14 protein-coding genes are annotated in these 20191 nt (G+C 35.9%); 10 read left to right on the top strand and 4 right to left on the bottom strand.

Features of this window, described 5'->3' with window-relative positions; all coding sequences use genetic code 11:
- The first annotated feature begins 34 nt into the window (after window positions 1-34).
- Both BC6307_RS17210 and BC6307_RS17205 read left to right on the top strand, forming a co-directional pair.
- Entirely contained in the window at window positions 35-562 is a 528-nt protein-coding gene (locus BC6307_RS17210; protein WP_235858076.1) for a DUF84 family protein, read from the top strand.
- 171 nt (window positions 563-733) lie between these two features.
- Window positions 734-1459, top strand: a complete 726-nt coding sequence (locus tag BC6307_RS17205; protein ID WP_235858074.1) for a D-Ala-D-Ala carboxypeptidase family metallohydrolase — start codon at window positions 734-736, stop codon at window positions 1457-1459.
- 60 nt (window positions 1460-1519) lie between these two features.
- Here BC6307_RS17205 and BC6307_RS17200 read toward each other — a convergent pair whose 3' ends face one another.
- The gene (locus tag BC6307_RS17200) at window positions 1520-1960 is read right to left on the bottom strand and encodes a YtoQ family protein (RefSeq protein ID WP_066413213.1); all 441 of its coding nucleotides are present in this window, start codon (window positions 1958-1960) and stop codon (window positions 1520-1522) included.
- Between the two features lie 227 nt (window positions 1961-2187).
- Between BC6307_RS17200 and BC6307_RS17195 the strand changes: the two genes are divergently transcribed.
- A complete protein-coding gene (locus tag BC6307_RS17195) occupies window positions 2188-2718 on the top strand; it encodes a hypothetical protein (protein WP_066413210.1) in 531 nt (176 codons plus the stop codon).
- A gap of 185 nt (window positions 2719-2903) precedes the next feature.
- Here BC6307_RS17195 and BC6307_RS17190 read toward each other — a convergent pair whose 3' ends face one another.
- Window positions 2904-5000, bottom strand: coding sequence for a methyl-accepting chemotaxis protein (locus BC6307_RS17190; RefSeq protein WP_066413208.1), 2097 nt, complete (start codon window positions 4998-5000; stop codon window positions 2904-2906).
- 189 nt (window positions 5001-5189) lie between these two features.
- On the opposite strand from BC6307_RS17190, the gene BC6307_RS17185 reads away from it, so the two are divergent.
- Together BC6307_RS17185 and BC6307_RS17180 are read left to right on the top strand one after the other, a co-directional pair.
- The gene (locus tag BC6307_RS17185; RefSeq protein ID WP_066413200.1) at window positions 5190-6224 is read left to right on the top strand and encodes a PTS sugar transporter subunit IIC; all 1035 of its coding nucleotides are present in this window, start codon (window positions 5190-5192) and stop codon (window positions 6222-6224) included.
- A gap of 4 nt (window positions 6225-6228) precedes the next feature.
- Window positions 6229-6543 (top strand): thioredoxin family protein, encoded by a 315-nt coding sequence (locus BC6307_RS17180; RefSeq protein WP_066413198.1) that lies wholly within the window; start codon window positions 6229-6231, stop codon window positions 6541-6543.
- Window positions 6544-6588: 45 nt separating this feature from the next.
- On the opposite strand, the gene BC6307_RS17175 is transcribed toward BC6307_RS17180, so the two are convergent.
- Window positions 6589-10992, bottom strand: a complete 4404-nt coding sequence (locus tag BC6307_RS17175) for a S8 family peptidase (protein ID WP_066413195.1) — start codon at window positions 10990-10992, stop codon at window positions 6589-6591.
- Between the two features lie 842 nt (window positions 10993-11834).
- Between BC6307_RS17175 and BC6307_RS17170 the strand changes: the two genes are divergently transcribed.
- The 5 genes from BC6307_RS17170 (at window position 11835) to murC (ending at window position 18969) form a co-directional block, all read left to right on the top strand.
- Window positions 11835-12629: a DUF1444 domain-containing protein gene (locus BC6307_RS17170; RefSeq protein ID WP_066413245.1), complete on the top strand. Its 795-nt coding sequence runs from the start codon at window positions 11835-11837 to the stop codon at window positions 12627-12629.
- A gap of 23 nt (window positions 12630-12652) precedes the next feature.
- Window positions 12653-13261 carry a YtpR family tRNA-binding protein gene (gene ytpR, locus BC6307_RS17165; RefSeq protein WP_066413193.1) on the top strand — a complete coding sequence of 203 codons (609 nt, stop codon included), beginning with the start codon at window positions 12653-12655 and terminating at the stop codon, window positions 13259-13261.
- Window positions 13262-13441: 180 nt separating this feature from the next.
- A complete protein-coding gene (locus BC6307_RS17160; protein WP_066413191.1) occupies window positions 13442-15892 on the top strand; it encodes a DNA translocase FtsK in 2451 nt (816 codons plus the stop codon).
- Window positions 15893-15974: 82 nt separating this feature from the next.
- Entirely contained in the window at window positions 15975-17060 is a 1086-nt protein-coding gene (locus BC6307_RS17155) for a nicotinate phosphoribosyltransferase (RefSeq protein WP_066413189.1), read from the top strand.
- Between the two features lie 613 nt (window positions 17061-17673).
- Window positions 17674-18969: a UDP-N-acetylmuramate--L-alanine ligase gene (murC, locus tag BC6307_RS17150; protein WP_066413186.1), complete on the top strand. Its 1296-nt coding sequence runs from the start codon at window positions 17674-17676 to the stop codon at window positions 18967-18969.
- A gap of 54 nt (window positions 18970-19023) precedes the next feature.
- Here the strand turns inward: murC and BC6307_RS17145 are convergent, their stop codons facing one another.
- Entirely contained in the window at window positions 19024-20139 is a 1116-nt protein-coding gene (locus tag BC6307_RS17145) for an aminopeptidase (protein WP_066413181.1), read from the bottom strand.
- Window positions 20140-20191 lie beyond the last annotated feature (52 nt).

Below are 20191 nucleotides of genomic sequence, written 5' to 3'. Positions count from 1 at the left end.
ATCGCTTTTCCGATGATTTATGGAGGTAAGAAATTTGGAAACGTTTATTATCGGGTCGAACAACCCTACTAAAATACGTGCATTAAAAAATGCTTTGTCTAGCTTACAAATAGAAGGGAACGTTTTGACAGTAAATGCTCCTTCTGGCGTTAAGGCCCAACCAATCGGGGATGAAGAAACTGCTAAGGGAGCTATTAATCGCGCAAAGAATGCTTTAGTTCTTAACAATGGAACAATTGGAATTGGTCTAGAGGGCGGTGTTGTAATGATGAATGAGACGATATATTTATGTAATTGGGGTGCACTAGTTACTAAAAATGGAGAGGAGTTTAGTGCCAGTGGTGCTAAAATCCCACTACCAATCGAGTTTAAGGATCAATTACTAGCAGGAAAAGAACTTGGAGATTTAATGGATCAATATTGCAGCAAAGAAGGCATTCGAAAAAAAGAAGGAGCAATAGGAATATTTACTGATGGAGCAATGAATAGAGCTGCTATGTTTGAACATGTTGTAAAACTGTTACTAGGTCAATGGCAATATGTAATGAAAAATAAAAAGTAAAAAGTAAGTAGATAGAATTACTAGCAATCCTTATTTTTATTAATAGTTTAGTAACTTATTACTGATTTTATAAAAACACTTCTAAATCTCTTAAAGTAGGATACATATTTAATGAGCTCATAAGCATGGTTAATTAACCTTGATATTTCTTTATTAGGGAGAGGGATAGAAGTGAGAGGGAAACTAGTAAAATATTTATTTAGCTTTTGTTTAATGTTGTTAGTAGGGATAGGTGTTTCGATTTTTTCGGCTCCAGAGGCGAGTGCATACAATTGGGATCGTACATTAAGAGAAGGTCACTCAGGGGCGGATGTTAGAGAACTTCAAATTCGTGTTGCAGGTTGGGCAGCTGATTCTCCAACCCAAACTTATGTCGGTGTAGATGGTCAATTTGGCCCGCAAACAACAGCTGCAGTCAAAAGATTTCAACGAGCATACGGACTCTCAGTAGATGGTATCGTTGGTCCTCAAACACAAGCGGTCTTAAATGACCTTGAACGGTCTAATGGAACGAAACATTTTAATTATAGCGAATTCCATTCCAAAGATGGTAGTGGATTTAGAGGTGGTAATGTTAGTGAGGCGACAGTTCGAGAAAATGTAAGGCGAATGATGTACAAGCTAGAAGCTGTACGTGTAAAGCTTGGAAACAAGCCAATTATTGTTAATTCGGGGTTTAGAAGTGTATCTCATAACCGAAATGTAGGAGGGGCTTCTAATAGTCAACATACGTACGGGATAGCGGCAGATATTAGAGTGTCAGGTGTATCAAATAGTACGATACAAAATGCTGCGAAAACATCCGGTTTTAGTGGTATTTATAGTGAAAGTAGTTTTACTCATATGGATAGTAGAGTAGAATATCCGTACGGTTCTAGATCTTGGTGGTGGAGATAAATTTTAAAAAAAGTATAGCTTAGTAGAAAAAGCTAAGCTATACTTTTACTTCATTTTCAATTATTCATAAATATAGCTAAGAATTTTAATAGCTTGATTAACGGTTTCAACCGTTACATCTGCTTTATTAGAAAGCTCTTTTAATGGATGGTGTAACGATTCAGGACGAATTAATATTAATGGTTTTTGAAGGGCAATTGCAGTGCTAGCATCCATTGCTGTATTCCATTGTTTATACTTTTCGCCAAATAGGGCAATTACTAAATCTGCTTTTTTCATTAATATAGTAGTACGTAAGTTGTTAATTTGAGAAGCAGCTTCATCTTTTGTAATAGCATTAGGTTGTTTACCGAGTATTTCTTCTCCGATATGGTCAGATCGATGATGATCTGTCATTGGGCTAACAAATTGAATATCGAGCTGTAATGCCTTGGCCTTTTCTTGAATTTCCTCTCTCCAATTACTATGAATTTCTCCGGCGAGATATACAAGTAAATTCAAGTTCATACCTCCCTATATAGTTTATTTTTTACAACATCTACATTTTAGTCTATCATAGGAAACGGGAATATTGAAACTGATTAGCATAGTAAGTATGAAGTAGAGTTGCGAAAAAACGGAAAATTTAGATAATATAATAGTAAAATAGTCTTGAGTCTTCGATTTTAGTTCGGTAATATAGAATTAGTGAGTAAAATTGTTAAATTAGTGTATAGGAGTGGAACACATTGAATAAACGAATCTTCGTCAGTATTGTCTTTCTATTAAGTCTCCTTTTATTAACGGCATGTAATGTATCAGAAAAGGATGCATTAGGCAACGCAGAACTGGCATTAGAGCAGACACTTGAAATGGAACCAATGGAAGGAACAGCTGAAGGAGAAGATTTTACATATTATATACCTAGTGGATTTACAGTAGATGAAGATATAGAAGGTTCTAATAATGTAGTCCTCAATGATAAAGAACAATTGTACATCCTTTTTGTTAACCCATTTGAGCAGGACGATTCAAAAGTTGTCTTTGAATCTACACTACTTTCATACAATAATGTATTAATTAATGAATCATTTATGAAAGACAACAAATTTGTCTATTTAATTATTGATAAAGAACAACAAAAAGACGGAGAATACGAAGTAACATTTGGAATAGGTGGAGTTAAAATAACAACAGTTACCGATACGAACAACATGGAAGATAGCGTTCGAAAAATGGTGGAAATTGTTTCATCTGTCAATCTTGAAGGAGAAGAATAATCCCTTTAAAGTATTCTTTTCAAAGATTAGAACTGACAGTGTATTGAATAGGGACAAGCTAACTTAAATGTATTTTAAGGTAGAAACCAATGCAAGTGATGTTTTTTCCTAATGAAGCTTATTTTTAAGATATATTTTAACAATAGAAAAAGTTGAGTCCTTCATTAGACTCAACTTTTTTTAAATTATTTTTTTGGTTCATTGAACTGTTCATTATGTGTTTCATCCGTATTTTCTTTCCCTGCGTCTAATTCTTCCTCTACATGTTCCTCATCTTCACTAAGCTCTTCTTCCAATTCATTATGTGCATGCTCTTCCACAATGAATTGATTTACTTCGTCTTGAAGTTCTGTTGCTATATCGGATAACGAAATAGCTGCTTCATTTACTTGTTCAATAGCCGCTATTTGATGTTCACTAGATGCACTAACTTCTTCAGATGTAGCAGCAGCCTGTTCGGAAATGTATTGAACTTCCGTTAACTTTTCAGCTAAAGAATTATTTGATTCATTTACTTCATCAACAGCAATTTGTACAGAACTTACTTTTGCATGTATTTCTCCTACGTTACTAGTAATGTTTACAAATGAGTTTTTTGTATCTGCTACAGACTTTCGTTGGTAGTTTCTATATTCACTTAATTGTTCGGCTTCTTCCGTCAAAGTATCCATCTGTTTACTAATGGTGGAGACTAATTTTTTTATATTCATTGCTTCTTCTTTTGAACGTTCCGCAAGTTTTCTAACTTCCTGGGCTACTACCGCAAAACCTCTTCCAGCATCACCTGCTCTTGCAGATTCAATCGTTGCATTTAAAGCTAGTAAATCTGTGTTTTCTGCAATCTCTTGAATAGTTCCTACAATAGAATTAATTTGTTGTGATTGCTTTGAAGTTTGTTGAATTCTTTCTGTTAATAAATTGGCTAACGATAAGAATTGTTCAGACGATGATTGTAATTCCTCGACAATTGTAAGTCCTTCTTCACCAGTAAGTTGCGCTTGATCTGCTTTTTGCTTTATCTCTTGACTAAGTAGTCTAGTACGATCAATTGCTGCTTTTACATTAATTAATATCGTATTTCCTTCCTCTATGTGACTAGCTTGTTCACTAGAGCCGGTTGCGACGTGTTTAATTGCTTCATTTACTTCCGTTGATTGAGCTGTCGTTTCTTCAGAAATCGCTGCTAGATTTTGAGAAGCGGAATGTAAATTATCGGAAGCAGACATAATCTTCAGTAAAGAACTTTGCATCGTTTCTGCCATTTTATTAAAAGTTGCTGCTAAATCGGCCATTTCATCTTTTGTCGTAATGGGAACTCGATATGCAAAATTACCATTACCTATTTTTGCTGCTCCATCTTTTAGCGATTGAATAGAATTTCTAATATTACGATTTAAGAAAAAGCCAGTAATGCTTAAGAAAAGAAGAATCACGATACTAATAATAATGGAGAAAGTCATAATAAGTTGGTTCCTACTATCAAGGTCTGACTGTAAATCTCTTTGAATAGTAGAGACGCCATTTTCAACTTCTTGTACATTATTTTCAACTGTTGAGCTTAATTCTCCGAAATTACGGATCAACCCAACTGATTGTGTATAATTCCGATAAATTTGATCCATAGATTCGACGTATAAATTTAAATAGTTATGTGCCGGAGATTGTTCTTCACCCTCTGCTATATTTTCAGAAAGAAGAGATTGTAGGTTTTCCGCTGCACTTTTGAAATCACGGTATGCATTTTCTTGTCTCGTTGTTAAATATTGCTGCTCATTAAGACGAATATTTAAAAGAGTGGATTCTAATTCTTGATTGTTAGAAACATTCACTGTTAAATTCCGGGCTGTGCTATGAATTTCTCCACGGAGTCCAATATAAGCATCAAATCCAATTTCCTTGTATAAACTTTCTAGCTGAGTAAATTCTTCTAAATAAGTAGTTACTGATTGTTCAATACTAGTAAAGTGTTCCACAAGCGAAGAGTAATCAGAAAATTGTTCCGATAATGAATTAGACATGTTTACTATTTCTTCAATATTTAATTTTATAGTATTGCCTAATCCTTCACTAGGTTGACGCAAAAATTCTTGTTCGCTTCTTCTAGTATCAGCAAATAGAAATTTAATCTCTTTACTTCCATTTACAGCTTCTAGAAGTTCTGTCTCTTGTTGCTTAGCATTACTCTGAACGAAATAAAATAAAAAGTTGCATAATAGTACGATTGCAAATCCGATGATTGATGTAAGTAAAATAAATGTAACTCTTCCTCTAATAGTTTTCATTTTAACCCCCATAAGAAACATAGAAAGATTGAATTATGTAATTTTGGTAAATATTTATTATATTAAGACAATTATAGACATAATTCGCCATTTTCTCAATAAAAGTTTGATAATTCTTTTTTCTCTTTACATGAACGACAAATAAGTTATGATAAAAAATAGAATAGTGACGATAAAAGGAGAGTAACAATGAAGCAATTTTTTCAAAAAAAAGGGGTAACCCTATCAATTAAAGTATATTTAATTGACGGTTTGTCTTATATGGCGCTAGGTTTATTCTCTAGTTTAATTATAGGATTAATTATTAAAACTGTCGGTGAACAGATTCAAACATTACTTCCAACAGTAAGTACATATTTAATTGATATGGGAGCACTTGCGATGGGATTAATGGGACCTGCAATTGGGGTTGCTGTAGCTTACGGATTAAAAGCTCCACCGTTAGTTATTTTCTCTGCACTAATAGCTGGTGCTGCTGGTGCGCCATTAGGAGGTCCAGCTGGTAGTTTCATTGCTGCACTTATTGCTACAGAAGTTGGGAAACTTGTATCAAAAGAAACGAAAGTAGATATTTTAGTTACACCGTTTGTAACCATTGCTTCTGGTTTTTTAATAGCCGCTTTTGTAGGTCCACCAATTAGTGGGGGATTGCATTACTTCGGTAGCGTTATTATTTGGGCAACAGAACAACAGCCAATTATTATGGGGATTATCGTTGCAGTATTAATGGGATGGGCATTAACTGCTCCTATTTCAGCTGCAGCTATTGCTATAATGCTCCAGCTTGATGGAATAGCCGCCGGTGCAGCAACGATTGGCTGCGCAGCTCAAATGGTAGGATTTGCAGTTAGTAGCTATAGAGAAAATAAAACGTCCGGTTTACTTGCGTTAGGAATCGGTACTTCTATGCTTCAAGTAGCTAATATTGTAAAAAAACCAATTATTATATTGCCACCAACAATAGCAGCTGTAATCGTTGCCCCATTTGCGACTACCATTTTTCAAATGACAAATGTACCTGAAGGGGCAGGGATGGGGACTAGTGGTTTCGTTGGACAAATTATGACGTTTACTTCGATGGGCTTTTCTGCCGTCGTGTTTTTAAAAGTTGTTATACTTCACATCGTTGCACCAGCTGTGATAAGTTTACTATTGTCAGAATGGATGAGGAAAAAAGGCTATATACAACTTGGTGATATGAAGATTAATACAGGGGGAGAATAAATTAATGGAAAAATTACAATCAGTAGAACAGTTTAGTGCTTTGCGAGAAAATGAAGATGTTGTATTCATGTTTTCTGCAAGTTGGTGTCCAGATTGCGTATTTGTAGAACCGTTTTTACCAGAAATAATGGAGAAGTTCAACATTTATACTTTTATTTACGTTGATAGAGATGAGTACATCGATCTTTGCGTAGAACAAAATATTTTTGGTATACCGAGTTTTCTCGTCTTTAAGAATGGGGAAGAGGCAGGTAGGTTTGTAAGTAAAGACCGTAAAACTAAGGAAGAAATAGAAAGTTTTCTAACTTCATTAGTATAATAAAGAGGGCCAAACTGCTATTGCAATTTGGCCCTCTTTTACTTATTAATTTCTTCCTTTACCTTTACCAGGGTTATCTGGTCTACCTGGATTAGGGTTGCCAGGTCTATCATCGCCACCATTGCTAACGTTAATGAATAATTTTCCTTCTGCGATTTGACGAGTAACATTTGAGTAATCATCTTGTACTTTTACTTCAATTTCTGCACCAAATGCTTGAACGCTTGAAGTAGCAGTCCAATAGCCTACATAATATCCAGGAGAAACTTCTCGAAGAGGTAACTCCATCGCATTGTATAATTCTTGGTTATAAAGGTCTGCATTTGTGTTTGTCAGTGGCATACGGATTGTAAATGTTGCATCTAATCCAGGGTCACTATTAAACTCAATTTTTACAGACTCTCCTGCTCTTAAATAAACATCATCAGTTGGAGCTAAGTTTGTAATTGCAGGAGCAGTATATTTTGCATCTACAACAACAGATGCTTCCGTACTATTACCTGCTTTATCTTGTGCTACAACCGTAATAATGTTTTCCCCATTCTCAAGCATCACTCTTTGAGAATATTGACCGTCGTTTACTGCTACGTCTCTACCGTTTACTTTTACAAAATCAAGGTTTTCATCTGATACAGTACCAGTAACGGTAACTGTTTCACGGTTAGTTTTAGAATTGTTTTCAGGGCTAGTAATTGCTAACTCTGGCGCTTCTTGATCTAATACAACCGTAATTGGTTCAGATTCTTCCGTAGTACCATTTGCTGTAGATGCTTTTGTTGTTAATACGTTTACTCCTTGTTGTAGTTCAATATCTACATTAAATGTACCTTGATCTGATGTAGCAACCTCTGCAACTTCTTCACCATTGTTTAATACATGTACTGTTGTAGTAGGAGCTGCTGATCCTTCTACTGTAACAACTTCTTGATTAGTAAATGTACCATCAACAGGTGAAGTTACTGTTGGAGGTGTTACTTCAAAATTAACAGTTGCACGAATCATATAGTTTCCTTCTGCTTCAGGTGAAGGAGACCATGCACCGCCAACTAATTGCCAACTACGACCTGCGTTAGGGCCATCTTCATCTGTTCCTAAACCAGGTGCATTTGGATTTGGATGTGATTGAATGTAAACCATATAGAAATCTTGATTTACGATAATACCGTGTTCTGATAGGTCAACATTTGTCCATTCACCCGTACGTAAAGCGGTAGCTGAGATAGGACCAGCTAATCTATTACCAGGGGACCCGTCTGGACCAGTTGCATCATATACTGCTACTTGGAAGTCAGTTCCACCCGGAGTTGGCCAGCTAGTATCCCAGAAGCGGAATAAGCCTCCAGTTACTAATGCTTGACTATGTCCTTCAGGTAAAGACATTTTCACAGCCCATCCGTTTCCAGCATCGTAAAATGCACGTGCATTTTCAGCTGTTCCATCATCGTATCCAATTTCTCCTGGATATCCAATGAACGGTCGTAAACTAATGTTTTGTTCAGTAGAGCTGTTTCCTTCAACTGTGATCGTAACGTCTTCACTATAGAAGGAAGGAGCCATTACTCTTAATGTATACTCGCCCTCATATGCTGAAATTGTGAATGCTCCATTCTCATCTGTTTCAACAGGAGCGATAGCAGCATCTTCAACAAGTAATAATGTTGCATCTGCTACTGGATTTCCAGTTGCACTATTCGTTACTACTCCAGTAACTGTTCCTTGTGGAATTTCATCTAATACAAAGTTTGCAGTTGCTTCACCGTCAGCTGGAATGTTAACAGATTGTTCAGCTGGATAATAGCCATATGCTTCAGCCTTCACTGTGAATTCACCCGCTGCATGAAGTAATTCATATTGTCCGTTTGCTGGATTCGTATTAACAGAACGGTTAGATTCTACTACTGTTACTTGAGCATTTAAAGGTAACCCAGAAGTGTTAACTGCACTATCATTCACTTCCTTAAAGTCTACAAGAGAACCTGCAGGTACAATCTTATCAGGGTCAACTTTTTCATCTTTAGCTGCTACATTGTTATCTTCTTTCGTAATTGCAATAGCAGTTTCTCCATCTGCTAAAGGTTCATCAGATAATTGAACATCATCTAAATACCATCCGACGCGAACAACGCTACCATCAGTTGTAACGTTAAAGCCAACTAAAATCGTTTGACCAGCGTACTGAGATAAGTCAACTTCACGATCTACCCAGCCATTTGTTACGTCATCAAAGCGATAAGCTTGTGTCCACGTTTCTCCTCCGTCAGTAGAAACGAATACGTGACCGAAATCCCAACGAGTTTCAAGGTTATGCCAGCTCTTATATTGTAAATAAGCTTCGCTATCTTCAGGTAATTCAACTGGAGGCATAACAAGAGTCATATTTGCTCGGTTGTCATAGTTTCCAGCTAGGTTTGTCGCATATACTTTTTCACCAGAATACGCTCCATTTGGACCACTTGTTGGAACACCCCATTGCCAGCTATTATTGTCACCAAAAGAGTACCAGCCAATTGGATCTGATTCAAAGTCTTGGAAATAACCGATAGAAATACCAGGCTGAACGCTTACTTCATACGTATCAGTTGTAACTTCATTTCCTCCAAAGTCAACAACGTGGAACTTATAGGAAACAGATGGAACAGCAATTTCATCGCCTGGAATAGCTGCTTGATACGTTGCATTGTTGTATGTGCCAGAAGTACGAGTAGCTTCAACGTCTACCCATTCACCTTCAGCATTTTCATATTGAAGTGTTACAGATGTTATACTTACATTATCTTGAACGTCAATGCTTAATGGTAGTGCCATTCCTGCATATGTTTCAGCAGGTGCAGTATGTTCAAATGTAGGTGCTTCATCATCTTCACCATCACGAACTACTTGGCCTTTAATTTTCCCTAACCCAGAAATAATAGAAGACACAGCATCGTGCACATTAATGATACCGTGACCGAAACCGTTATTAGGTGCTTCTGGATATTGAGCGTTCGTTCTTGGTGTTGCAGTATTTTCTAATATTTCCGCAATTTCATCAATCGATAACGATGAATTCACTTGCTTTAATAAAGCAACTGCACCGGCAACGTGTGGAGCAGCCATGGATGTACCGTTCCAACCGCCTTGATAATTACTACCTGGAGTAGCGGAACGAATGTTCACACCAGGAGCAGATACTTCTGGTTTCATTTCCCCATATGGAGAAGGTCCTTGTAAAGAGAAACTACCTAAGTTCATGTTCACGTCAGTTGCACCAACTGCGTAACTTTCAGGATAGTTAGCTGGAACTGCCACAGATCCAGGACCACCTGGGTTTGTTAACGTTGTATTACCAGCTGCGAACACAGGATAAATATCTGCAGCTCTCCATGCTTGAACCATTGGACGGAACCATTCGTTCATTCCTGCTCCGCCGCCCCATGAGTTGTTAACGATATCAGGAGCCATCGCTGGGTTTGGATTTCCATTCGCATCAGTTGGTGCTAGTAACCATTGAGCACCATTTAAAATTTGGGCTTGAGAACCACTACCAGAAGCGTTTAGGATTTTAACACCAATCCATTTTGCTCCAGGAGCGACACCAATTTGGTTTGTACCATTTTGCTCCCCACCTACTGCTGTTCCAGCAACATGCGTACCATGCCCATGGTCATCGTATGCTGCTGATTGACCAGAAACTGCATCAAAGAAGCTGTAAGTATGAGTAGGGCTATTAGGATTTGCTGGGTCAAAGCCTCGGTATTGCTGCATTAATGCTGGGTGATTCCACTGTACCCCGGTATCCATAACGGCAACTACAGCACCTTGGCCATCCACACCCATATCCCAAGCTTGTGGAGCTCCAACTTGTTGAATATTCCATTCAACGTTGTCGTTTGTAGGAGTATTTTTGTCATTTTCTGTAGTACCAGCAGGTGCCTCTACAGATGGATATAATTGTACTTCTTCGTTTGGCGTAATCATTTCTACTTCTGGGAAAGAAGCGATTTTCTCCATAACTTCTTTCGTAGCAGTTACTGCCATTCCATTTACAATGAAGAAGGATTGAATATCTTTAGCATTTCCAGCTGCTTCTTGTTTCTCTAAATAAGCTTTCACGTCAGCTTGAGTAGAAATAGCAGTCGAACGAAGCTCAGAAACTAACACATTTCTTTTCATAAGTTTTGTTTGCGCTGCTGTTACTGCTTGAACAGTAGCTTCATTTTCTACTTGTTTAGCAATTGCCATTGTGTCAACTTGCTCTTTAAACTTTATTAGAAATGTTACTTTTTCATCTTTGTTAAATTGATCATTTAACGTTTTACTAATTTTTGCAGCAGCAATTTCTTTTGAATCATTAACTGCGACGCTAACGCCTTTTGTTGTAGCTGCACTTACTGACATAAAACTTGGTGCGATTAACAACAAACAAAGCATTAACATAAATACTTTATATACGCTCATTTTTCGGCGCATATGCCATCCCCCTTTAAAAAGTATAGTTTTTTTAAACCAATCGAGCTCACAGAAAAAATGCAATTCCTAAATAGCGAGCTGATCTAAAACTTTAAAAAGACAGTCCCCCCTTCTTTTAAAAATTGCCTCCTGTAAATAAATATGTAGTTTGTCTAGGTGACAATTTAATCGTACGTAAAGCGGAAATAGAAAAGTGTCGATTTTCGTCGAAGTAATTTTGAATTTTCAGAAAATAATTATTTAGTTATATGTGATAGAATCTTGTTGTAGGTAAAATGGAGTACGTTAGAGCTAGAAACTGTTGGGAAATTTTCTTTGTTTGAGGAAAATATTAGGAAAAGTAAAGGGAAATATATTAATCGTTATTAAGGATAAAGGTACTAGTTAATTTGTTTGTGGGGGTATGTGGAATAAAATCGTTATTAATGCCTATTCAAGATATTCCTATAAGAATAAGCGTGACTAAGGTATTATCGTTACGGAGAGTGGCGAAAATAGCAAACAGTCTATTCCGACTAAAACTATTTACTGCTCATACATCTAAAGTATTACATAGGAAAAATTAGAACGTTAGCCAATGTGTATGCATTAAAAAGTCTCCTAGCCTTTTACTATCAAAATTTAGATATAAGGGGGAGGAATTGCGACTATAATTAGTTCAATCAAATATCAATAGAATAAGTTAAACGGACTGATAAAATTTAGAGTAATAAAGATTAGATATGAAATAAGTAGTTCCCCTTTATTGTCATAGTAGTTTTATTGTAAAATAAAAAAGATGTTTGTTAGAGTAAAGATAAGTATAATGGTTTTTCATGAAGGGAGCTTTTACATTGTCACGAATGACAAGTATTCAATTAAAAAACTTACTCGAAAAAGAGCTTGCCCACGAAAATTGGGTGTTTACATATGATAGAGAAAAGGATTCTGTGCGAGTAGAAGATAAAGAGAGTAAAAAAGGGGTAACCATTTCCCTACCTGGTCTTATAGCAAAATACGAGCAGAACGGTCAAAACGCGATAATGGAATATGTATATTATGTTAAAGAAACGTTGTCTAGTATGAAACGACAGGTAACGTTAAATGGGCAAGAACGTAATATATATCCTGTTATTCGTTCTACTTCATTTCCTACAAAAACGAGTGATGATATACCATTAGTTTATGACGATCATACAGCGGAAACGAGAATATATTATGCAATTGATATGGGGAAATCATATCGGTTAATTGATCAAAAACTTGCGGAGCGTGAAAATTTACAGTTAGATTCAATGAAAGAAATGGCCCTATTTAATGTACGATCCTTACCTACAGCTGTAAAAGAAGATACCGTTGCAGGCAATAGCTTCTACTTTATAAATTCTAATGATGGCTATGATGCAAGTAGAATTTTAAATGATTCATTTTTAAATAGTATGAAGAAGAATATAGTTGGGACGATGACAATCTCTGTTCCCCATCAAGATGTATTAATTATTGGTGATATTCGTAACGAAAAAGGGTACGATATACTTGCAGAACTAACGATGAGTTTCTTTGCAAGCGGAAAAATACCGATAACAGCTCTATCGTTCTTATACGAAGAAGGCAAGTTAGAACCAATTTTTATATTAGGAAAAAACAATAAAGAATAACAATGGAAAGGAAGTTAGTGAATATGAATGTGTTTTATAATAAAGATGGTATTGGAGATACTCTTATCATCTATTTAAAAGATATTAATATAGAAAACCGTATTGCGGAAGTGAAAGGAAACGTTGCAAAAATAGTTGATAAAGAGACGAATGAGATAGCAGGATATAACATATTTCAAGTTTCCTCTTATATGAACGTGCAATCAGAAAATGGCGTTGTAACCTTAACAGAAGAACTAGTTAGTAATATTAATAAAGTTTTAAACGAAACTGGTATGGAAGGATACTTAAACCCTGATTTAAGTCCAAAGTTTGTAGTTGGGTATGTAGAGGGAAAAGAAAAACATCCTAATGCAGATAAATTAAGTATTTGTCAAGTTAATGTCGGTACAGAGGTGCTTCAAATTGTATGTGGCGCACCTAATGTAGATGCTGGACAAAAAGTAGTTGTTGCAAAAGTAGGAGCGGTAATGCCTAGTGGTTTATTAATTAAAGATGCAGAACTTAGAGGAGTTGCTTCGTCTGGAATGATTTGTTCAGCAAAAGAATTAGCATTGCCAAACGCTCCACAAGAAAAGGGAATTTTAGTGTTAGATAATCAGTATGAAGTTGGACAAGCCTTCCCAGCATAGATTTATCAAACGTGTGTGGAAGAAAAGCCACTAGAGTATCATTCTAGTGGTCTTTTTTGCACATATATGCTTAGCGTGTACATTCTAGAAAAAAGCCGAAGCATCTAAGATTAGGTTCCTATTTTTGCTAATAGTGGGAGCTGTCACTTAAATATAAACATAGAAAAGAGTGGGAGAACGTTGAGTTGGTGGAAGAAAATAATAAACCAATTAAAAGTTGAAGATGAAGAAAAAAGTGTAATAGCACGTAAAGAATTCATCCCAAAAGAGAAAATAGTAGAAAAAGAACTAAAAGCAAGAGTATCTTACCAGTATCCACAAAACACGACTAATTATTTGCCAGATAGGATGGAGAAAGTACAGAGAAAAGAGAGAAAAAGAAGTTGGGAAAAGGTAGAACAACAACCAATAGAGGAAAAAGAGGAAGTTAAAAAGAAAGAAAAACAAGTAGAAGTTATCGTCAAAAAGGAAGAAAAAAGCTACTTTAAGAAGCCTTTTTATAGAACGGAAGTACCTTCACCTATATATGGTTTTAAAAAAGATGAGCAAAAAATAGAAGATATTGTACCAGAATATGAATTACCAAAAGTAGTAACAAGAAACATAAATACTATCAATGAATTAAAAACAGAATATATATCCAATGATGATGAAGATAATATTTTAGATGTACATAAAGAAAGAAGTATATTTCATGAAGATTTGGCTGAACAAGAGAATTCTTCTGGAAAAGCATCAATAGAGGAATCGGATGATCTATCGCCAGCAGACCAAGAAGCAGAAATAATGGTAGAAGTAGAAGCAGAACAAAAGCATGAAGACGAAACGTATCAGCATGAATCTATTAACCTAGTAGATGTAGAGAAGACTGTCGACCAAGCTACTTTAATGCAAGAGGAGAAAGACACGTTAGAGCAAACTATTGTTGTTAGGTCCGAGCAAATAGACGACGTTGAGGTAAACTCTGATACTACGAAAAAATCAACTCAGCATGCAGAGGACGAAACTGTAGTTCAGGGAGAGACGCAGCTTCAGTTAATGGAACAAAGTAAACAGGAAATTGCATCTTCTATTGAAGTAGAAAAAAAGGTGGAGCGTACAGAACAGCCGGTAACAAATAAAGAAAACAAAAAACAATGGGTTCCATTTAATGTCATTATGCTTGAAAAAGACCGAAAAAATATGCAAAAACAATCGATGGAAAGCCATAGACATAATGGGTTTCAAAAGCCAAATGTAACGCTGTTAAACATCCCACCACAATTTTCAAACGATGATGAGAATTGGGTACAAGAACAAAAGCATTTGCTAAATCAAACATTGCAACATTTTAGAGTAGGAGCAAAAGTAGTACGTGCAACAAAAGGGCCAGCAGTAACTCAGTTTGAGGTGCAACCAGAGCCAGGAGTAAAAGTTAATAAAGTGACAAATTTAAGTGATGATATTAAGCTAAGCCTCTCTGCTAGAGATATTAGGATAGAAGCTCCGATTCCAGGAAAAAATACAATAGGAATAGAAGTTCCAAACAACGTTAGTAAGCCAGTTGTAATTCGGGAAATCATTAGACAAAAGGAATTTATGCAACATTCATCACCTCTAGCGGTTGCTTTAGGGCTTGATATAGCAGCACAACCAGTAGTGTTAGATTTAATGAAAATGCCGCACGGTTTAATTGCAGGTGCAACAGGATCGGGTAAAAGCGTTTGCGTCAACTCTATTATTGTAAGCTTACTTTTTAAATCTAATCCAGAAGAAGTAAAATTATTATTAATTGATCCGAAGATGGTAGAGTTAACACCGTACAACCATATACCGCACTTAGTCAGTCCTGTTATAACGGACGTAAAAGCTGCTACCGCTGCGCTAAAATGGGCGGTTGAAGAAATGGAAAGAAGATATGAACTGTTTGTTCATGCGCAAGTTAGAGATATATCACGATTTAATGAAAAGGCTGTACAGCATAACCAAGAAAAACTACCTTATCTAGTAATTATTATTGATGAGCTTGCCGACTTAATGATGATGGCTCCTAGTGACGTAGAAGATGCTATATGTCGAATAGCTCAGAAAGCACGTGCATGCGGGATTCACTTATTAATTGCTACACAAAGACCTTCTGTTGACGTAATTACAGGTCTAATTAAAGCTAACATACCGACAAGAATTGCATTTTCTGTTTCTTCACAAGTAGACTCGAGAACAATCATTGATGTTAGTGGAGCAGAAAGATTACTCGGTAAAGGGGATATGTTGTTCTTACAAAATGGTGCTCCAAAACCAATCCGTGTGCAAGGAAATTTTGTCTCAGATGAAGAGATAGAAAAGGTAGTTAGCCACGTAAAAGCTCAAAGAGAACCAGATTATTTATTTGAACAAGAAGAACTATTAAAGGACCAAGATGACCTAACGGATGAAGATGAGCTTTTCTGGGAAGCATGCCGTTTTGTCATAGAACAAGATGGAGCATCCACTTCCAGTTTGCAGCGACGATTTCGTATCGGATACAATCGTGCAGCAAGGCTTATTGATATGATGGAGAATCAAGGAATTATATCAGGTTCTAGAGGAAGTAAGCCTCGAGATGTGTTATTAACAGAAACAGAGTTGCAAAACATACAGAGTACACAATGATGCTTGGTAGTTGTTTTATTTACCTCCTTTCATTAAGATAAGGATTATAAATAAGAATATAGGGGAAGTAAGGAGCTTTGTGATGAAGGAAATCGAGTTAAAGCTACAAGGAAAAATAAAAAGATTAACGAATCAAACATTTAAGTTTGATGAAAGAATTAAAGATGGTTGGTTCTCTGCTGTTTATTTTTTAAAAACAAGAGAAATTGTTAAAAGGCATAAGGAAGATAATATTGTAACGATGCAATTTTTCCAAAAGAACCATGCAGTGTTATGTGGAACAGATGAAGTAATTGCTTTGTTAAAAACTTTTTCTGATGATCCTAATTCTTTAGAAATTCATTCTTTAAAAGATGGAGATAAAATAAGCCCATTTGAAACAGTACTAACGGTAACCGGGCCATACCAAAATTTCGGGTACTTAGAAGGAGTTATTGACGGTATTTTAGCTAGAAGAACATCTGTAGCGACAAATGTTTATAACGTTGTTAAAGCAGCAGGTAAGAAACCAGTTATATTTATGGGAGATCGCGATGATCACTATACACAACAAGCTGGTGATGGATATGCTGCACATATAGGTGGTTCTACTGCACAAGCAACTCATGCGATGAGTGAATGGTGGGGCAAAGAAGGAATGGGGACTATGCCACACGCACTCATTCAACTATTTAACGGTGATATTGTAGAAGCTTCCAAAGCATATCATGAGACATTTCCAAAGGATGAGCTATTAGTCCTAGTTGACTATAATAATGACATTATTACAGACGCATTAAAGGTAGCAAGGGAGTTTGGAGACTTATTAAAAGGGGTAAGAGTGGATACGTCAAGAACGATGATTGACCAGTACTTCATTCGAAATCCAGATTTACTAGGGACTTTCGATCCGCGTGGTGTAAACGCACCGTTAATTTTTGCTCTTAGAGAAGCACTGGATAACGAAGGTTTTAACCATGTTAAAATAGTCGTTAGTGGTGGATTTAACGAAAAACGTATTAAGGAATTTGAAGAAGCACATGCGCCTGTTGATATGTATGGCGTAGGAAGTAGCTTATTAAAAATAAACATTGGCTTTACAGGAGATAATGTTCTCTTAAACGGAGAAAATCAAGCAAAAGCCGGTCGAAAATACCGATTTAATCCAAGATTAGAAAAGGTAGAATAAACCAAAAAAACTGATAGATACCACATCTATCAGTTTTTCTAACTAGGCAAACTTTTAAAATAAAAATAAAAATATACACAAGGTATGCTAACGCTTTTAACAAGGAGAATGAAGAAATAGGTTATGCTTGTTTTAGAAAAGTTACAATGTTTTACCCTTCAAGATTTAAAATCGAGAGTGGAACGTAGCGAAGTGCAACAGCTAACTTAAAACGTATACCTACGATCAATGTAGTCTATAATGAAATGTCATTTAGCCAGATAGATTAAAAAAGCAAATATCGTTCATTTTTTCCGTAATAGGTAATAATGATAATATAGGAAAACTTTCTTTCCCAAAAAATAAATGAACAAACAAGCACGTATATGTTAAAAACGCCCTACTCTTTTCCTATGGAGTTACATATTGTTTAGTGCTATAATATGTTGATGTGAAGTTACATAAGCATTTACGTAAGGGACTAAATAATGAGCAATTTTAGACGATTGTCATATACTAACTATTAAGATTAGGGAAATGCCTATTTCGGTTTTATGATTTAGTTTATTTTTTGTACTCTCTATGGATAAAGCTTGTAACTTAGTTAGATAGATAAATGTTGGAGGTTCTTTTCATGACCATTTATCATTTTGTAGGTATAAAAGGTACGGGAATGAGTGCACTTGCACATATTCTCCATGATATGAAATTAAAAGTACAAGGTTCAGATTTAGAAAAGAGATTTTTTACGCAAATCGGTTTAGAACAAAAAGGGATAAAAATACTCCCTTTCGCAAAAGAAAATATTCAACGAGGCATGACAGTTATTGCTGGTAATGCATTTGCTGATACTCATGAGGAAATAGAGGCTGCCCATGAATTAGGAATTCCTGTAATTCGATACCATAAATTTTTAGGTCAGTTTATGGAGAAATTTACGAGTGTAGCTGTTACAGGTGCTCATGGGAAAACATCAACGACAGGATTATTAGCACACGTTATTCAAGGAGCAAAACCAACTTCGTATTTAATCGGAGATGGCAGTGGTAAAGGTGAAGAGGATAGCGAATATTTTGCATTTGAAGCATGCGAATATCGACGTCATTTTCTGGCGTATCATCCTGATTACTGTATTATGACGAATATCGATTTTGATCATCCTGATTATTTTCAAAATGTTGACGACGTTTTTAATGCCTTTCAAGAAATGGCATTAAAAGTAAAAAAAGGAATTATCGCTTGTGGTGATGATGAACATTTACAAAAAATACAGGCGAAAGTACCAGTTATTTATTATGGATTTGGTGAAGAAAATGATTTTCAAGCCCGTTCTATAGAAAAATCAACAGCAGGTACTGAATTTGACGTGTTTGTTCGTAATAACTATTACGCAACTTTTAAAATTGTCGGATATGGTGATCATAACATTTTGAATGCGTTAGCTGTCATCGCTATTTGTCATTATGAAGGTGTATCAGAAGAAATTATTCAAGATAGGCTATTAACGTTTGAAGGTGTAAAAAGGCGTTTTTCAGAGAAGAAAAAGGAAAATCAAGTATTAATTGATGATTATGCTCATCATCCAACTGAAATTCGTGCAACGATTGAAGCTGCTAAGCAAAAATATCCAGAACGAGACATAGTTGCTGTATTTCAGCCTCATACGTATACTCGTACGCAAACATTTCTTCAAGAGTTTGCCGATACATTAAACTTAGCTGATCACGTATACTTATGTGATATTTTCGGTTCTGCTAGAGAGAATCATGGAAAATTAACAATTCAAGATTTAAAAGAAAAAGTAAACAATTCACACGTAATCGATGAAACAAATGTTGAAGCGTTAAAAGCTCATGAGAATGGTGTTATTATTTTTATGGGTGCTGGTGATATTCAAAAATACCAAGAAGCATACGAAGCGCTTCTATAATGTTTAAAAAGAAGTGGAGCCCGTACATTGATGTACGGACTCCACTTTTGTTTTTCACTTTAAATTTTCTGGATTAAGTGCTTCTAATTCAGGGATAACAAATCGTCCGTCTTTACGAATTAGTACATCGTCAAAATAAATTTCTCCTCCACCATATTCTGGTCTTTGAATCATAACCATATCCCAGTGGATGTTAGAATTGTTACCATTCCAAGCGTCTTCATAAGCTTGTCCTGGTGTAAAGTGGAAGCTACCGTCAATTTTCTCGTCAAATAAAATATCTTGCATCGGATGTTGAATATAAGGGTTTACTCCAATAGCAAATTCACCTACGAAGCGAGCTCCTTCATCCGTGTCGAAAATTTTATTGATGCGCTCTGTATCATTTGCCGTTGCTTCTACAATTTTTCCGTCTTGGAATGTTAATTTAACATTCTCATACGTAAATCCTTGATAAGGGGATGGAGTGTTATAAGTAATCACACCGTTTACTGAATCTTTAACAGGTGCCGTATACACTTCCCCATCTGGAATATTCATTTCACCTGCACATTTAATAGCCGGGATGTCTTTTATAGAGAAGGTTAAGTCTGTTCCAACTCCGGTCAGTCTTACTTTATCTGTTTTATTCATTAACTCTACTAGAGAATCCATTGCCTTACTCATTTTACTGTAATCTAGGTTACAGACATCAAAATAGAAATCTTCAAATGCCTCCGTACTCATTTTTGCCAATTGTGCCATAGATGCGTTTGGATAGCGTAATACTACCCATCTCGTTTTAGGTACACGGATTTCACGATGTACACGTTTGCCAACAGTGTTACCATGGATTTTCATTTTTTCGTCTGGCACATCTGACTGTTCACTAATGTTATCTCCAGAGCGTAAACCTATGTATGCATCCATTTTTTCCATAACATTTCTTTCGAAATCAGCAATCATATTGAATTGTTCTTCTTGTGCACCCATTAATAATGCACGGTCAACTGTTGCATCTTTAAGTGAAACGAATGGGTAACCGCCTGCTTTATACGCTTCGTTTACGAGTGCAGTGACTAATTCTTTTTGTAGGCCAAAGTTTTCTATTAACACCTTTTCGCCCTTTTGTAGACGAACAGAATAGTTAATTAAATTTTTAGCTAACGTTTGGATACGAGGGTCTTTCATTTCATTTCCTCCTTTTTATTTGAAAAATCTTTTATTTTTACTATAATATTGT

Source organism: Sutcliffiella cohnii, assembly GCF_002250055.1.
Taxonomy (GTDB): Bacteria; Bacillota; Bacilli; order Bacillales; family Bacillaceae_I; genus Sutcliffiella; species Sutcliffiella cohnii.
Note: the sequence above shows the minus strand (reverse complement) of the source record. Positions and strands in the feature narration are given on the sequence as shown.

Excerpts from the sequence above, each read along its gene's own strand:
- BC6307_RS17155 (WP_066413189.1), top strand. The coding sequence starts at position 15,975 with ATGAAGGAAATCGAGTTAAAGCTACAAGGAAAAATAAAAAGATTAACG.
- ytpR (WP_066413193.1), top strand. The coding sequence starts at position 12,653 with ATGAATGTGTTTTATAATAAAGATGGTATTGGAGATACTCTTATCATC.
- BC6307_RS17190 (WP_066413208.1), bottom strand. The coding sequence starts at position 5,000 with ATGAAAACTATTAGAGGAAGAGTTACATTTATTTTACTTACATCAATC.
- BC6307_RS17180 (WP_066413198.1), top strand. The coding sequence starts at position 6,229 with ATGGAAAAATTACAATCAGTAGAACAGTTTAGTGCTTTGCGAGAAAAT.
- BC6307_RS17185 (WP_066413200.1), top strand. The coding sequence starts at position 5,190 with ATGAAGCAATTTTTTCAAAAAAAAGGGGTAACCCTATCAATTAAAGTA.
- BC6307_RS17170 (WP_066413245.1), top strand. The coding sequence starts at position 11,835 with ATGACAAGTATTCAATTAAAAAACTTACTCGAAAAAGAGCTTGCCCAC.
- BC6307_RS17145 (WP_066413181.1), bottom strand. The coding sequence starts at position 20,139 with ATGAAAGACCCTCGTATCCAAACGTTAGCTAAAAATTTAATTAACTAT.
- BC6307_RS17175 (WP_066413195.1), bottom strand. The coding sequence starts at position 10,992 with ATGCGCCGAAAAATGAGCGTATATAAAGTATTTATGTTAATGCTTTGT.
- murC (WP_066413186.1), top strand. The coding sequence starts at position 17,674 with ATGACCATTTATCATTTTGTAGGTATAAAAGGTACGGGAATGAGTGCA.